Source organism: Paenibacillus baimaensis (genome assembly GCF_025567575.1).
The window spans coordinates 357,936-373,755 of sequence record NZ_JAOQIO010000124.1 but is presented as its reverse complement, the minus strand read 5'-3'; the positions used below and the strand labels follow the sequence as shown (position 1 = coordinate 373,755).

Annotated in this window: 15 protein-coding genes; all 15 read left to right on the top strand. The window is 46.7% G+C overall.

The window, feature by feature from the left end; translation table 11 throughout:
* The first annotated feature begins 6 nt into the window (after positions 1-6).
* A complete protein-coding gene (locus OB236_RS38095) occupies positions 7-1,332 on the top strand; it encodes a phage portal protein (RefSeq protein ID WP_262688687.1) in 1,326 nt (441 codons plus the stop codon).
* Between the two features lie 46 nt (positions 1,333-1,378).
* Complete coding sequence (locus OB236_RS38090; protein WP_262688686.1) at positions 1,379-2,419, top strand: 3-oxoacyl-ACP reductase; 1,041 nt, start codon at positions 1,379-1,381, stop codon at positions 2,417-2,419.
* The gene (locus OB236_RS38085; RefSeq protein ID WP_262688685.1) at positions 2,420-3,418 is read left to right on the top strand and encodes a hypothetical protein; all 999 of its coding nucleotides are present in this window, start codon (positions 2,420-2,422) and stop codon (positions 3,416-3,418) included.
* Positions 3,419-3,476: 58 nt separating this feature from the next.
* Entirely contained in the window at positions 3,477-3,743 is a 267-nt protein-coding gene (locus OB236_RS38080) for a hypothetical protein (RefSeq protein WP_262688684.1), read from the top strand.
* Positions 3,740-4,312, top strand: coding sequence for a hypothetical protein (locus OB236_RS38075; protein ID WP_262688683.1), 573 nt, complete (start codon positions 3,740-3,742; stop codon positions 4,310-4,312). Before OB236_RS38080 ends, OB236_RS38075 begins: the two co-directional genes overlap by 4 nt.
* 9 nt (positions 4,313-4,321) lie before the next feature.
* Entirely contained in the window at positions 4,322-4,894 is a 573-nt protein-coding gene (locus tag OB236_RS38070; RefSeq protein ID WP_262688682.1) for a hypothetical protein, read from the top strand.
* On the top strand, positions 4,891-5,475 hold the full coding sequence (locus tag OB236_RS38065; RefSeq protein ID WP_262688681.1) for a hypothetical protein: 585 nt from the start codon (positions 4,891-4,893) through the stop codon (positions 5,473-5,475). The genes OB236_RS38070 and OB236_RS38065 overlap by 4 nt, the downstream gene beginning before the upstream one ends.
* 4 nt (positions 5,476-5,479) lie before the next feature.
* Positions 5,480-5,914, top strand: coding sequence for a hypothetical protein (locus OB236_RS38060; protein ID WP_262688680.1), 435 nt, complete (start codon positions 5,480-5,482; stop codon positions 5,912-5,914).
* Positions 5,915-6,130: 216 nt separating this feature from the next.
* Positions 6,131-6,916: a hypothetical protein gene (locus tag OB236_RS38055; RefSeq protein ID WP_262688679.1), complete on the top strand. Its 786-nt coding sequence runs from the start codon at positions 6,131-6,133 to the stop codon at positions 6,914-6,916.
* Positions 6,917-6,973: 57 nt separating this feature from the next.
* Positions 6,974-7,306, top strand: coding sequence for a hypothetical protein (locus OB236_RS38050; protein WP_262688678.1), 333 nt, complete (start codon positions 6,974-6,976; stop codon positions 7,304-7,306).
* Positions 7,257-7,586 carry a hypothetical protein gene (locus tag OB236_RS38045; protein ID WP_262688822.1) on the top strand — a complete coding sequence of 110 codons (330 nt, stop codon included), beginning with the start codon at positions 7,257-7,259 and terminating at the stop codon, positions 7,584-7,586. Before OB236_RS38050 ends, OB236_RS38045 begins: the two co-directional genes overlap by 50 nt.
* A gap of 51 nt (positions 7,587-7,637) precedes the next feature.
* Positions 7,638-12,590: a transglycosylase gene (locus tag OB236_RS38040; protein ID WP_262688677.1), complete on the top strand. Its 4,953-nt coding sequence runs from the start codon at positions 7,638-7,640 to the stop codon at positions 12,588-12,590.
* Positions 12,587-13,387, top strand: a complete 801-nt coding sequence (locus OB236_RS38035) for a phage tail family protein (protein ID WP_262688676.1) — start codon at positions 12,587-12,589, stop codon at positions 13,385-13,387. Before OB236_RS38040 ends, OB236_RS38035 begins: the two co-directional genes overlap by 4 nt.
* A 15-nt stretch (positions 13,388-13,402) precedes the next feature.
* The gene (locus OB236_RS38030) at positions 13,403-15,418 is read left to right on the top strand and encodes a hypothetical protein (RefSeq protein ID WP_262688675.1); all 2,016 of its coding nucleotides are present in this window, start codon (positions 13,403-13,405) and stop codon (positions 15,416-15,418) included.
* Positions 15,415-15,819, top strand: a complete 405-nt coding sequence (locus tag OB236_RS38025) for a hypothetical protein (RefSeq protein WP_262688674.1) — start codon at positions 15,415-15,417, stop codon at positions 15,817-15,819. Before OB236_RS38030 ends, OB236_RS38025 begins: the two co-directional genes overlap by 4 nt.
* Position 15,820: the final 1 nt, after the last annotated feature.

Sequence of the window (15,820 nt, the reverse complement as noted above, 5' to 3'; positions counted from 1 at the left end):
AATAATTTGGGCGTTAGACAATGGGTAATTAATTGGCTTGAAGCTGGAAGAACAAAGAAGGAGCCAGAACGACAAACGGATGTATATCCTTATCAGTATGGTGGCAAGGGCAATAAACAATCGACGCCAAAAAGGACGCCTGCTAATTTACGCCTTCTCAGTGAGTCACCTATCCCCCGACGAGCGATCAATGTGATAAAGACTGGAATCACACGGCTTAACTGGTCCGTGACTGCAATCAATGAGGATGACACCGAGAGGTATTCGGAATTGTGCAAGATCATTGAGAATACCCTGCTTAAGCCTAACCCTGCGGATACATTTCGATCATGGATCGAACAAACAGTTGAGGACATGCTTGTATGTAGCGCTGGATCGACAGAGGTTTTAAAATCTGGGGATTCACTTAGGCCGTTCAGGATGTATCCTACAGACACATTTTCAATCGAACTATACCCTGAATGGGACGGGAAACCAGATTCATACCGATACGCCCAGCGCGCAAACGGCAAATATGTTCATCTTACCTCGGGTGAATTGATGTATATCCGTATGAATCCAAGAACAAACACGCCGTTTGGCCTATCACCTCTTGAAACAGTATGGGAATCGGTCAATAACTTCATTGATACGCATCGAGCAGCCGGGAAGCAAACACGTAATCCATTTCTGAGGAAATTACTAAACCTCGGGAAGAGTTCGGATGCTAAAATGGTGGACAGGTTTCGAAGTTATTGGGCAAACGAGGTTATGGGTCAAGGTCAAATTCCCATTGTAGGTGGATTTGATGGTACGTCGGTATTAGACTTCGGAGCAACGGACGATAAAGCCTTGTACATCGAATGGCAACGCTTCTTGATAGAGATCGTAGCCCTAGCCTTCGACATTTCCCCCAAGAAGCTCGGACAAACGAAAGACGTCAACCGAAGTACGGCGGATAGCGAGGATGAGGACACAAACTCAACCGTTCAATCCATAGCGGAAAATATCGTCGAGCACATCAATAATCACATTATCGATGGCATATTTAAAATGGGTGGCAAGATTGAATTCAAATTCCTTTATGCAACATCCCTTAAAGATCAAAAGCTCAAGGCTGATATTGATGCAATCTACCTTGATCGAGGCGTAGACACGATTGATGAGGTGAGGGACAGCAGAGGCAAAAAAGCCCTACCTAATGGGCATGGCGAAGTCATAATGCTACCAACGAATAGGGATGTAATTGATATCAATAAAAAGAGGGATGAGATTGAAAAGGCGAAAAATAAGTCGAATCAGAAAGATCCTCCTCAGCCTGATAATTTCAGCAATGGTGATGACGCCGCGTAATAAGCAGGCGTTTTTATTTTGCCTCGGAGGGAGGTGAGGATAAAAAATGTTGGCGACATTGAAGTTTAGCAAATCATCTATGCGTGTGCAGGACTTCAAGTTATCGGATGCCGGGACGCATCCCAATAAAGCGCCGTTCAAATGCGCTCTATTTGCGACAGACGTTCCATCCGATGGACCGCCTGGAGGAGCTGGAGGCAAGAAAATTCGCATATCGTCAGGCGTGTGTGACAAGAACCTTCATACGTTTGTAGGTATGGCGCTCAATATCGATTATGTAAATGGCATGACCGATCACGATCCAAGGTTCAAGGTCGCAGTAATCGAAAAGGCATATCGATCTATGGATGGTAACGCATGGGTTGAAGGTTACATTTATGCGAAGGATTTCCCGGATGTCGTGGCAACCATACGTTATTACAACGGACTTGCCGCCGAACATAATTGGAGTGAGTATCAATTCGGTGCATCACTCGAAATGGAAGCAGCTGTTCAAGATGCCGAAGATGGCGTCTTAGAGGTACTTGAGTTTTGCGGTACTGGCGCGGCAATCTTATTTGCTGAAGCAGCTGCCTACAAAACAACTAGCTTTGCAGCTAAAAACAATAAACCGAAAGAGGTGGATGTCGCAATGACACCCGAACAAATTAAAGCTATGCAAGACTCCATGGAAGCATTATCAAAAGGGATGGCGACCATAACCGCAAGTGTTCAAACGGTTGTCAGCGAGGTTGGGGCAATCAAAACGGATCTTGAATCTGTGAAAGCTGCTAAGGTTGACACGGAGAAAAAGACAACTGAAGAAACAATTGCCGCCGAATTAAAAGCAGCACAGGAAAAGACGGCTGCCGTTGAAAAGGAACTGGCGGATTTGAAGGCCAGTAAATCCAATACACCCAACGAGCCTGTCCGAAAGACGCTGAGCGCTTCGCAATTACTTTCAAAGCATGGCGGCACAAGTGCAGAAGACGCGACAGATATTCACACATTCTGCGCGGCAGTAGATCGGTTAAACCTACCACCAGGCGATTCCCTAAAATTAAAAATGCAGGCCAGAGCAGAGCTTGGCGCAAAGGAGAATGTGTAAATGAGTAATGCAGTTGGACAGGCTTATTCAATTGATGTTGCAGCAGCCATGCAGTTCCAAGGTCCCGGCGCTATCATTGTGGATGATTTTCAAAAGGAAATAACAGATACGCTTCGTAGAACCTCAGTCCTGGACGGACGCATGAGATATGTGCCAGCAACTGGTGACATCTCCACGTATTACGAACAAAACACGGTTAATGGTGGAGCTTCAGTAGATCCACGTAACCCATCTGCTACGGCGACCAGCAACCCACGCACACCACATGGGGTAAAAGTAAAAGCCATGACCAATCAAGTTAATTTTGGGCATTACGACATTGTGTTAAATCAGCAACAATCGCATTTCCCTGAATTGAAAGCGAAAGACCTCAGCGATATGTTGAATGGTATCGGTCTACATCATGGGAAAATGCTTTGGAGAGGGACAGACACGAACCTCGTTATTCCTACAACGCTGCAATATGTAGGACTTTCCAAGCAAATCACAAACACATTTAGCGTAAGTGTTGCAGCCTCCATCGTTGCAGCAATAAGGGCTAAGGTTGCGGCAATGGTCGCAAGCGAAACATACGAGTTAATGCCGACAGCCATATATATTCACCCTATAGGTCATCACTACTTGGAAGAAGAGGAACGCTTATCCTCTAACAACCAAACCCAAATCAGTAATCTACGGAAAACGACGGTAGCTGGTATGGAGGTGTTGGCGGTTATGACAGCAGCTGGCTTGCTGCCGATCATTCCTGAACCGTTCATGACTTCGGTTGTAAATGCAACCCGTCCAGAGAATACGGATTATGGTATTGCAATTGTAACAGAGCCAATGATTGAGTATCACTATGTAGGCGAGAAAGGCATGTACCTCTTCCAACTTGGAACAACGGGCAATCTACAGGAACAATATGTCGGCATCAAATACGGGGCGCCAGTAGCGAAAGGCCCGAGCTACGCGCATGCTTACGGAACGATCGAACGACCAACTATCGCTGCAGTTTAGAATCATGATTAACGGACAGGCGGCTGGCGTCGCCTGATCTTGAAAGGAGCGAACAAACATGAAAGAGAAAGATGTAATTGACCCGGCACCTCCAGAGGAAACGACAACAACTGCTAATGATGCCCCTCCTGAAGCTTCGATTGAGGAACAAGAGCCAGTCGAAGCGACTATTCAAAGCGTTACCTTGCAAGGATGGGAAGCGGCTCGCATAGGCAAACATAGCGCCCACATCGATAAAGGTTTAATCGTTAACTTTGTTGATGGTAAAGCAATTGTATCCAATGCGGTAGCGGATAGGCTTCGTGAGGCAGGCGTTATCGAATGAGCCAATACCTTGCGTTGGATGGGACTGATACTGATTTCTATCCAGAAGGGATAACACCTACTGTCGCCCAGGTCATTCGAGCATCCGGAATTATTGATACTTATTGCAAGCGAGAGATCAAGACCAAGCCCTACACGGAACGAATACCACTGACAAGTGCACAAAGAGGGCACTTAACATTCTATCCTGTTATAGAGGTGACAGCAGCCAGTGGAAGGGCGGCCCAAGGGATCATAGGCGGTTTCTTTGGCCCCCCTGAGTTCGAGAGCATTTCTGATTTATCCTTGCTGGACATCGATCGTTCTATAGGATCTCTATGGTGCGGTGGTTCTCCTTTCGGTATGCCGTATTCTGAATTGGAAATCACCTATACAAGTGGTTGGGATATCATCCCAGATAAAGTGAAAGTAGCCTGCGGCTTGTTGATTGGTAAACTCGCCACTAATTATGACTCGAACGTGAAGTCCAAGAAGGATTTTGATTTCAGTATTGAGTATTTCGGAAGTGGTATGGTTACACCGGAAATCGCTGATCTATTGGCTGAGTACCAGCTAATGACATTTAGGTGAGGTGACGACATGTTCTATGATTTCTCCCACCGACATACACCCTGCACAGTCGATGGAACACCGGATACTGTAATCCTATCTAGAGACAGCAAGAGCACATCGTTCGTAACGAAGGAGTATCTGTACAACGCAACCTTTGCGCCTACATCAACGGCGCAAGGTGGTTCTTTACTGGAGGTTGAGGGAAACACCTTAATTATTCAAACCATGCGTCCAACCACAGAGAAGGACCGTTACTGCTCTGCTGTGAAATGCAATGTACAGGTTGAGGTACAGCGTTACAAGCAGGGATATGATGGGAATGATAATGAAATTGGTGATTCAGGGTTTCCGGCGGTGCAATCGGATGTGTTTGGGTTCGCCCAAGCGGTTAACGCCCGCATGAGACAGGAGGATTTGGGTATTTTAGCCACGACAACCCACATCCTATACATTCAGTCTATTGTGGACGTAAAGAAGCCACAGGAGGCGAAACAGCCGGACAGAATTGTGATGAACGGATTACCCTATCAAGTGGGCGCTATTGACGATCTCAAGCTGCCTAATCAATATGTCATTCAGCTTTCGGAGGACGTACGATGATCACAAATATGATTGCTGGGTTTGATGCCGTAAGAGCGCAAAAGGATCTTGAAAACAAGCTAGCTGTTCAGATTGCCGGATTGATCGGTTTGGTTCTGGAAACAGCAAAATCCAATGTACGGCATTACCCGGATGTAAGGAACCATTTAGAACGACATCTATTCGTTCTGGCTAACGACATGATCAACGGTGAGGTAACCACGGACTATTGGCAAGCATGGCTAGAGCAGTTCGGTAAAGGCTCCTTGATGGCAGATAGCCAACAAAACCCCGGACTGACCAAGTACATGAGTTCAGATGCGTGGAACCGACTTCGACCAAGCGGCAGCAGAGTAGTTGTAGGGCGCACGATGGGCAATTACAAAAGCATTGATGGCAAGGTACGGTATTCAGGCGGCGGCTTTGCTGGTGTGGATCTGGAAGAGCTAGCGGCGCGAGGGGATATTGACAGGAAGTTCGGCCCAACACCACCAACCTACTTCCTTCGAGTTGCCTTACAATCCAATCGTAACCGGATTCTCCAAGGCTTGGGACAAGTGATCGACGAATTTCCATATCACAGATACTTCAGACAGGAGTGAAGAGTTGAGCTTAAATTTAATCGATGCCATATACAGTACATGCAAGCGGGATGCGGAGTTCATGGCGTTCTTCGGCTTTACTCCTTCATCCCCTGCGGCCGAAATAACCGGGCGTCTTATTCGCGGCATGGAACCAGACCAAACGCTGACGGGATCGAACGTACCACAGGTGTTGATCTACACCAAGCCTGGGCGTTTCGCCTCCAATCCCCTTGTTTTTGAGGGTAAGTTTTGCTTCGACATCTACGCCAAGACATCTTATCAAGCTAAACAAATAGGGAGCAGAGTGTTCCAGTTATTTCATGACAAACGAGTACACGGCACAACCTTACACACATATCTTTGCGTCATGGCCTATGACAGCGACTTAGCAACCGGAATAACAGGGGTAAAGGGCTATGAAATGATATTTGATGTTGATTATCTAAGGACAAATTGAGGTGATGGCATGCCGAATTTGAAAAAGGACAAGGAGCCAACTGAATTTGAATTATTGGCTTCTGAAAAGCAAGCTTATGGGAAGAAGTTAAGGATCAACCCGATTTCCTTAACACTCCCCAATACAAGCGAATCAATGAAATAGACATACGATTATGGGAACTAGTCAAATCATAGGACTGGTTCTTTTTTTAATTCCTGAGGAGGTCAACAATTCATGGAACCATTAGTTTTTGATGGTGTAGGCACGATATGGGCAACGGCCCTGGACGGAACACTTAAATATGTGGATGAGAAAATCAACAAAGTAACTATGCAAATGCAGTTTGATTGGGAAAAGGTCATGGGTGGGGATTCCGGATATGCTTTCCACTACACAGCCAAGGATCTGCAAGACAAGGTGAGCATCGAAGTGCCAAGGTATTCCCCAGCACTTGCCGAGCTATCCCAAGGGTCTGAGACGGTTTCCGGTGCAGTAACCTTCGATGAAAACGAAGAAGGCATTCTTGATCCAACCGACGGATATACGGTCAAAGCTCCAACCAAATTCGGCGGGACATTCGTTGCTGCAAGCGACAAGGTATATCTGAAGGACGCAACTGGGGCGCTCACCCCATTAACCCGTGTGGTAGCAACGCCGACAGCAGTTCAATACATGATCGACGCATCAGGAAAAATCACATCTGATACAGCCAATGATAACAAGAATATTGTCGTTGTTTTCAAATGGGGGAAAACAAAAGGTACAAAGAATAGTTTCTCTGGTACGCGTCGCCCTAAACCCTTCAAATTCGTTCATCGCTTCACTCTTGTTAACGACAGAACAGGCGAGGATGTGCCTTGCCAGCTCACGATATGGAAGGCGCTCGGTGGAGGAACAACGGACGTATCACAAGAGCGCAAGAAGCCGACTGTAAGCACAATGACACTGGAGATCATGGAAGCAGAAAAGACGGCAGACAATCCAAATGGACACGCCGCTGAGATCACGTTCGGCATTTAATAATTCAATCATCCCTGCCTTGACGGGCAGGGAAATACCAACTAAGGGGAATGAATAATGGATACAACATTAGATCAATCAATGAACATCGGGACAGAAGTAAGGTTATCTGAAGGCTGCACGAAGAGCGTTAAGATTGGCAGCATCAAGTTAATTCGAGAAATCCGGCAGCTCATGAAAGGGAATGAGTACAAGTTTTCTTATTCAATCGGTCGAGACAAGTGGGATGCGGAAGAAGATCGTAAGGAAATAGATTGGCCCAAGGTCGAAACTGTTCACAAAGAAGCCTTCCGTCTGGTACTCGTTGAGGGTTTGACCGAAGAGGAATACGAAAACGTGGATGAGCAAGGTATCGAGGTATTGGATAAGCTCTTGGAACGATTTCTATAATGAATCCATGCCCCCGGATGAAGAATCGGGCGCTGATGAAGACGAAGAGGATAACGGCGGCAGCAAAGAAACCAATTGGTTAGAAATGTGGGCATTATGTGTAAGCGTGGGCATATCCGACAGCGAATGGCAGAACCTTACCATACCCAAGATCCGGGCGTTAATGAAAGTGAAAAACAAGCAGCAGGAATTCGAAATCGTTCTCCATGGCGGAGAAATTAAGAATAAAAAGCCGAAGAAAGCCAAGTACCTTTCTGATCTTGGATTCTTCCCAAAGTGATACATATCCCGAGGGCAAAGTGGTTAGCTTGCCATCAGTAAGGAGTGAAGAATGGCAGATACCAATAGGGACGTTGTAGCCGGGCGAATACAGCTGGACACTTCTAAAATCTTGCCAGCGTTCAAAGTAATCGATGGCGGCGCGCTCAAGAATGCTGAATCATTCAAAGCTCTTAATAAAGAGCTACTCGTTTCAGAGAAAAGCTATACCTCGATGGCAAAAGCGATGGACAAGCTGGCTCTTACATCGGATGAGCGCCGGAAGAAGATCTTGGATGAATCTAATGCTCTTGTGGCACAGCGAACAGCTGCGGCAGCATTGTTGGCCGCTAAAAAGAGTCAACTGGACGCAACTAATCAAATTGTTGAATCCAAGCTGCAGGCTCAACAAGCTATTCAAAAGAAACGTGAGGATGCGATTGAACAGCAGGAAAAAGAACACCTAAAGCGGCTGGAAACCCTGCAAAACAGAGCCAACACATCTGGAGCGCAAGCTAGTCGAGCTACAGGAACGGACGAAGCGGCCAGGGAGAGAGCACTGCAATATGAACAGAGGACTAGGCGTGCAATCGCCAATGCAGAAGAGCAGGACCATCAAACGCGTTTGAGAAATATTCAGAAGGAAGAGGCTGCAAGAGAGCGAGCGCTTCAGGAAGAGCAACGTATTCGGCGTAGGCTTGAGCAAACGGCGAATAACACTTCTCAAACCTCTTCTGACTCAACGACCGTGTTGAACCGCATGGGAGACGCCTTACTACGAGCAACCCTTTATCAAGGAGCGTACGCCGCAATCCATCAAGCCCAACGAGCTCTAAAAGAAGGGCTTGTTGATATCGAAGCCAACATGGCTGGCTATGTGCAAACGAACGAACATTATTTCGTCTCGTTCAACGAAGGCACAAACGAAATGGTCATGGATACAAAACGATTAAGCGAAGAAACGACCAACTTCATCCATACAGCTCATGACCTGGGCGCGAATATCCTCGATGTTACCGAATCAGCCCGACTATGGGGCCGTATGTACAAGGATGTCGGCGTGGTTCAAGAAATGGTTCGTCAATCAACAAAACTTTCTACGGTGGACCTCGTAGGGTTACAAGACGCAACCAAGATGATGGAAGCTGTCATGGCGCAATATGGCGTTCAAATCCATTCCGTCAATGAGGCGCAAATGCAGGGAAATCGTGTGCTGGACAGTTGGTCTTCAGTAGCGCATAACACGATGGCGCCAGCGAAAGAACTGGGAGCTGCGTTTGAACGGACTGGGAAAATTGCATCCGAGACTGGAGTTTCCTTTGATTTCATGAATGGGTTGATTTCTTCCGGGATTCGGAATACAGCGCTGGGCGGAGCAAACCTCGGCAACATGTGGAAGACGGTCCTGGGTACGATTCGAACGGACAAAGCGGTGGATGAGTTAGAACGACTCGGCGTTGCGACAAAAAAAACCGTTGATGGAGCTGAAGAGTGGAGAAAAGCAGAGGATATCTTACTAGATCTTTCCATAGCGGTTATTGATAAAAACTATGACCTAACGAAGTCGTTTCAGGATATTTCGCGCGGTGTCTTCCAGTTCGCCAAACTTGCTGCTTCGATGAATGTGGGCGATATCTTGCTTGGTGAATCAGCTTCCATTAACTCAAGTGGGTCCACTATGCAATATTTGAAAGTGCAAATGGACACGATTGAGCGTAAAGCGGCAGCAACGAGAGCTTCGCTGCTTGAAATATTCAGTACTGCCGGTGATGACGGGCTGCGCAAATCCATCAAGGACGTACTGGACGTTTTGGATCAACTTCTGATTGGACTGACTAAGGTACCTAAGGGTGTGTATGAGGTTACTGCAGGGTTGGGTGCACTGCTCATAGCCTACCGGGTCCTGAGTGCACCTATCATGAATCTCGTCACGGCGGTCGGCGTGTTAACAGCGGCGAAAACAACTGAAACGATAGCAGTCAACACAAACACGGCTGCCAACGAGGTTAATATCCTGTCTTCACAGGGAGCTACTATATCAACAGTTCAAAGAACAGTAGCCACAGAAGGAGTTATCGTCGCGACAGCAGGTTCTACCCTGGCTACGGAAGCTGCAACGGTGGCAACTGTGGGCATGACCACAGCGCAGGCAGCTATGTCGGTAACTATGGGGTTGGCAACGGCAGGGCTTTCCATTTTGGCGGGCATTGCAATGGTGTGGGTGTACAATTCTGGTCAAGTTGAAAAGGCCGAGCGAGAAACGGCACAAGCCATGAAGGACACCATGTCCACTCAACAACAAATGATCAGTCAAATGCAACGACAAGAAGAATTTGTACCCAAGTTGGTCGATGCTCATAACAAGTTGCAGGCTCAATACGACAAACTAACCGAATCGGCTAAGTCGGATACAGAAGCCTCGAAGAAACAAATTGAAATCAAGGGTCAACTCGAAAAGGTGAGCCAAGCCTTGTCAGCTACCGTTAAAGCAGAGGGTTTGGCGCAACTACAGGCTGCTGGATATACCGCACAGGCCGTTAAAATCCAAGTGGATAAAATCAAGGAAGCTCGCGAGCAATTGAGGTTATCCAACGTTCAAATGGCGAAGTCGGAACGGGATGAAATTGCCAAACAAATGAAGGCGAAAGCTGAGCAGGTTAGTGGCGATCAGGAAGAATTAAGCGGGTGGGCGGGCAGCAGCAAATTAAACCCATTTCGAAGCCGGGGTATTGCTGTGAATAAAGAACAAGTCGAAGCAGGCATTAAAGAAGTCAGTAAATTGGAACAAAAGCTGTTAGAAAAGAATGCAGCTATTGCGGAGATGGAGTCGCAACCTCTGATCGACAAACTCGCAGGCGAAGAAGGCAAGCGTCAGCGAGAGATCGAGGATATCGAAAAGGACTTTGATGCTAAGCGGGCACAATTCACTCATTTGGTAAATCGAAAAACTGAGGGTTACATTACAGCGGCAGATCAAGAAAAGAAATTAAGTGAAATCCTGAGTGAATACAAGGATAAGCTTGCAGGAAATGAAAAAATAGAAAACCTTATTGATGACATTTCCCGAACCGATGCGGGGCATGAGTTTAATGCAAAAGGATTCGGAAAAGACAAGGCTGATGCAGCATTTAAATTTCCGATGAATGATATCGATAACCAAATCAAACAGGCGCAAATGCTTAAAGAATCGGCAAGTTCATTGATCGACTTTTACCAAGCCAAGCAAGGTGCATTGTCACAGGGCGTCGATGACACTTCACAACGTATTGCTCTTTATGAAAATCGACAAAATAGCCTGCGTGATTCCAATGTAACGTTGAGGGAATCGCTAACGCAACTTGAACAAAAACAAAATGAATTGGATTCTTTGTATAAAAAGGGCGGAGTCACGCTTGATGAGTATAACCAGCAGTCCGAAGCGGTAACGAGCAGGATTGCATCCGTCACTAAAGAAGTAGATGCCAATTCCGTCGCCTGGTGGAACGACGCCAAGGCTATTAAAGAAGCGCAAGAACAGGCGCTTAAAGATTCATTTTCTTTCTCTGAGAAATGGATCGCTCACGAAAAGGCCACCCGAGAAATGTCAGCTGCCGAAGAGTTGGCGGCATGGGAGCGGGTGCAGGCCGAGTATGCCGAAGGTACGGAGCTTCGCAAGCAGGCTGACGAGCAGGTATATGCTGGCCGAAAAGCAGCTATCAACGAGGAAATGTCACTCTCTGAAAAGTGGATCTCACACCAAAAAGGGATCGGCAAGTTGACTCCAGCGAAAGAGATAGCCGCTTGGGAGCGAGTGCAAGGGCGTTATCTCGAAGGTACAGAACAACGCATGAAAGCCGAAGAACAGCTCTACAACCTTCGCAAGCAAGCGTTCCAGGATGAAGAGAAGAATATTGAGGAGAAAAACAAGAAAGAACTGGACAGCCTCGATAAGCTAGTCAAAGCCGAGAAGAAATACATTAGTGAAGCCAAGAAAGCAGAGTTGGAACGAATCGATGCAGCCAAGAAGGCGTATGTCGAAGCTCAGGATGCGAAGATCAAGGCTATTAACGACCTTATTGCGGCTGATCAGGAAGCCAACTCCGATTCCGATTATGAAAAGCAGCTTGCCGAAAAAAAAGCAAGGGCCAAGCTTCTTGAGGATGCAGTGGGTCCAGAAGGCAAGAAGGAACGTCGGGACCTTTTGAAAGAAATTGAGAAGATGGAAACCGATCATAGTCGGGATTTGCGTAAGCGAAGCTTGGAAGATCAGAAAAAAACGCTTGAGGAAGAAAAGAAGGTTCGAGAGAAAGCGTTCGACGATCAAAAGGCAGCAGCAGAAACGCACTACCAAAGCCTATTGGATGCACTGGACTTATACAACAATGACGCCGAGGGCCGAGCGGAAACGCTGAAGCAAATCCAAATCCTTAAGGAATCCGAAAAGAACCAAGAGATCCTCAAGAATCTGGATACCTTTATAGCGGATTATCAATCCAAAATGAGCAAAATCATTCCAACGACATCCGGGAGCGTTACCGATAGCGGCACGAAGGAGTATGCACCGACCAAAACGCAAAAGGAAATGGATCTGGAAGAATACAACCGAAACAAGGACTTGTGGAACCAGGCTAACGCAGATGGTGATAAGGCACGCATGGCTGATTACAACCGACGTAATGAGGAGATCCGAAAGAAGTACGGCATAATCGAAGACAATGGAAAGCTCCAGCACTTCAAGGATGGCGGGGTTGTTAGGGGAGGTAGAGGGCAGGCAGTTCCAGTTATTGCCCACGCTGGGGAAATGTATATTAACGAGGCGCAGCAGTCGAATTTGTTTAAACTGCTGAATTTCAGCATGCCGCAAATGAACTTCTCTATGCCGAGTTTTGATATACCAAGGTCCACAGTTCAAAACATTACTCAGCATTTCGATATGTCGGCCAGTAATGTAAACCTGACGGATCAAGCAGATATCAAGTCGTTCTATAAGGAGCGCGGAAACATTGTTGACCGTTCGCTATCAAGGTCAGGGGTGAAAATACGATGATTGAAGCAACAGTGAATGGAGTTACCTTTTCATCCCTTGGCCTTGGGGTTAAAAAACACGATATACCTGTTCTGCCGGAAACCAAGGATTACACGGTTGAGATAGCTGGAAAGGACGGAGAAATAGATTTCGGCAGTGTGTACGGGACTCGAAGCTTCAATGTTGAGTGTATCCTTATGGCTGATAATCCCACGCTGGATTATCAGGCTAAAGCAGCGGCGGTGGCTGCAGCTTTCAATACCAAGAAAGACTTGATCCTGATGTTTAGCGACCTTCAAGGCAGGCGGTACAACGCCCGGTACGCAGGTACGATGGCTATTGAAAAGATTATTTTTGATGGTAACCTAACGATCCCATTCAAAATGTTTAATCCCTTCCCGGAAAGCGAGCAGGACACGGCAGCCAAGGAATATGGGCAAGGGTTGGAATACGGACAGGGCTATGAATACTCGACTCAAGCCGTTCAAGTCACATCCAGTAGCCAGGCTATCCCGATCACGCATGATGGTACGTACGTAGTGGCGCCTATCATACGAATAACCGGAGCATTCACCAACCTGTCGCTTTTCGATGGGGATCGTACATTTATATTCACCGGAACGAATGGGCCAACGGATGTACTGGAGATCGATTGCCGAGATACCAAGGCTACCGTAAAGAAAAATGGACTCAACGCCTTCGCCCAGAGCAATGGCGTTTTCTTTTTGCTCAAACCGGGTTTAACAACCTTCATATCCAACTCTACAAACCCTAATTTTAAAATCGAGTTCTTATTTCGCCATACATTTTTATATTAAGAAAGGAGCTGCAGCATGGGATTCATACCGAGGCTGATCGAAAAGTTTCTCGATCTGGCAAACCTGCAAAAACATAACGACAACTACCAGGACATTTCTAATGAATTATCCAGTTTGGCGGGAGTTGGCCGGACAACGGAATCAATCAAAGGTAATTCTGATGCCTTGGCGGCACTGTCTGGCAACACTTATACCAAGGCCCAAATCGACGGAAAGGACACAGCGGTAGCGACGGCTGCGCAGGCGGCGCTGGATACGCACAAAGCAAGCGGCGACCACGATGCCCGGTATAACACCAAAACACAACTACAAACGTCCGGTCAGGCTGTTGTACATTGGGACAATCTTTCCAATAAGCCCAATTTTGCAGATGCCAGATGGAAAGCTCCAGTTGCCACCTTTGCAAATCTACCCCTTACCGGAAATACTGACGGTGATGTACGCCTTGTACTTGGCGACGAAACGGTATATGAGTGGGATGGCGGCAGCGGCGCAACCAATAAATGGAGAGCTATCGGAGCAATTGGTAACGGCCTTACCTCTCACAGTTCACTCACAGACCTAACCAACGACGACCACCCACAGTATCACACAGATGGTCGCGGCGATGCTCGGTATTACATCAAGAGTGTCACTGATACAATGCTGGGCACGAAAATTAATCAAGGCGGAACCTTGGATGCTGATTTAAATTTCGATAAGCACGAGGCTAAGAATTTGGTTATCCATAAATCCAACACGGCTCCAGCCAGTCCAACAGAGGGGCAGCCTTGGTACGATTCAGCAAATCATGCTCTTATGATCTATAAAGGTTCTGTACAGGGATGGGTAGATGTATCCGGCAAAGGGGCATTGATACGAGATCAGGAATGGATAGCTTTACCCGGACAAACCGTATTCGATATCACAGTGGGCCAGTACGAAGTGAATACCAATGCCGTAACCATTTACAAAAAGAATGCCGGAACTGGTAAATACGAAGTCGTGCCAGAAGAAGAGTACCAGGAAACTAATGCAACAAGGTTTACTCTTCTCTCTGCGGCGGCAGGCGGAGAAGGTTACTTTATCCGTTTTTTTGAGAATTCTCCTGAAGTCATTAATCAATCCGTGAAGCGGGATGGAACTCTTCAGGTTAATCTGAATTCTGATATGTTGAATGGAAAGCATGACGCGGATTTCGCACTGGTAGGGCATGATCACTCCACGGGAACAAAAATATCAAGCTCAGGTCTTGCGAATGGAGCGGCAACGGATACCATAATCGGGAATCGAACCGTGGATGACACGGCCACGCCAAATGCAGGTCCTAATACAATCACAAACCTGTTCAACTACTTCGGGAAAATGATTCGTCAAATAACAGGCGAGGCGAGTTGGGTTACAGCTCCAGCCATGACCATAGCTGCGATTGCAACCGCACTAGGGTTAAAAGCGCCATTAGCTTCACCTGCTTTGACTGGCATACCGACTACCTCTACTGCAGCAGCTGCTACGAGCACTACTCAGATAGCAAGTACTGCGTTTACACAGGCGGCTATCGATGCAAAATACACAGCTTCAGACATTCTTGCTAAAATCAAAACTGTAGATGGTAACGGTAGCGGACTTGATGCGGATACATTACGCGGAGCAATATACGATACAAACCCATCGGCTTATACACTAGCGCAAAGAGACGGAAGCGGAGTGATGTCAGCAACAAGATATTTCGCGAAAACGGGCAATAAAGCCGTGGATATATTATTTGATCCAGTGACGGATAGAGGGGTAATCGGGTCATCGGACCTTGGTATAGCCTTCAAAACTTTATTATTATCAGCTTCAGCACTTCATTATAGTCCAGATGGTGGAGTTTCTGGTTACGTGATTTGGCATGGTGGAAACTTTCCTGTTTTTTCTGGAAATGGTAGCCCGGAAGGTGCGATTACAGCATCCGTTGGCTCGCTATATAGGAGGCTGGATGGCGGGGCTATTACAACACTTTACGTTAAAGAATCTGGCTCTGGGAATACGGGGTGGGTTGCGAAATGATGAAGGAATGCGTATTACACAACGGAAAAGTTATTAATATTGGGCCGTGGGATTATCGGATTCAACCTGTTCAAGTAGGAGTAGAGGAAGTAATTCTTGAATCAGAGCGCGAGATAGATGGTGAAATCATCCCGGCAGTCATCGAATATAGACCGATCTATGAAGATCAAATTACAAACCCTATTCCAGAAGGATCTGTTATTGAGCAAAAGGAAGTGGAACAGGATGCAGATGACGGTTGGTATGTGATAGGGGAGATTAAGCTGCCAAATGAACTGGATATCATCGGGCAACAATTAGTGAATCGTGAATTGGAAGTGTTAGGGTTGCGATCCGAAAACGAACTTCTCGGCAGCCAATTAGTCAGTATCGATATAAGACTCTTGGAAGGAGGGTTATAGC

Excerpts from the sequence above, each read along its gene's own strand:
- OB236_RS38030 (WP_262688675.1), top strand. The coding sequence starts at position 13,403 with ATGGGATTCATACCGAGGCTGATCGAAAAGTTTCTCGATCTGGCAAAC.
- OB236_RS38025 (WP_262688674.1), top strand. The coding sequence starts at position 15,415 with ATGATGAAGGAATGCGTATTACACAACGGAAAAGTTATTAATATTGGG.
- OB236_RS38080 (WP_262688684.1), top strand. The coding sequence starts at position 3,477 with ATGAAAGAGAAAGATGTAATTGACCCGGCACCTCCAGAGGAAACGACA.
- OB236_RS38085 (WP_262688685.1), top strand. The coding sequence starts at position 2,420 with ATGAGTAATGCAGTTGGACAGGCTTATTCAATTGATGTTGCAGCAGCC.
- OB236_RS38040 (WP_262688677.1), top strand. The coding sequence starts at position 7,638 with ATGGCAGATACCAATAGGGACGTTGTAGCCGGGCGAATACAGCTGGAC.
- OB236_RS38050 (WP_262688678.1), top strand. The coding sequence starts at position 6,974 with ATGGATACAACATTAGATCAATCAATGAACATCGGGACAGAAGTAAGG.
- OB236_RS38065 (WP_262688681.1), top strand. The coding sequence starts at position 4,891 with ATGATCACAAATATGATTGCTGGGTTTGATGCCGTAAGAGCGCAAAAG.
- OB236_RS38070 (WP_262688682.1), top strand. The coding sequence starts at position 4,322 with ATGTTCTATGATTTCTCCCACCGACATACACCCTGCACAGTCGATGGA.
- OB236_RS38055 (WP_262688679.1), top strand. The coding sequence starts at position 6,131 with ATGGAACCATTAGTTTTTGATGGTGTAGGCACGATATGGGCAACGGCC.
- OB236_RS38035 (WP_262688676.1), top strand. The coding sequence starts at position 12,587 with ATGATTGAAGCAACAGTGAATGGAGTTACCTTTTCATCCCTTGGCCTT.
- OB236_RS38045 (WP_262688822.1), top strand. The coding sequence starts at position 7,257 with ATGAGCAAGGTATCGAGGTATTGGATAAGCTCTTGGAACGATTTCTAT.
- OB236_RS38090 (WP_262688686.1), top strand. The coding sequence starts at position 1,379 with ATGTTGGCGACATTGAAGTTTAGCAAATCATCTATGCGTGTGCAGGAC.
- OB236_RS38075 (WP_262688683.1), top strand. The coding sequence starts at position 3,740 with ATGAGCCAATACCTTGCGTTGGATGGGACTGATACTGATTTCTATCCA.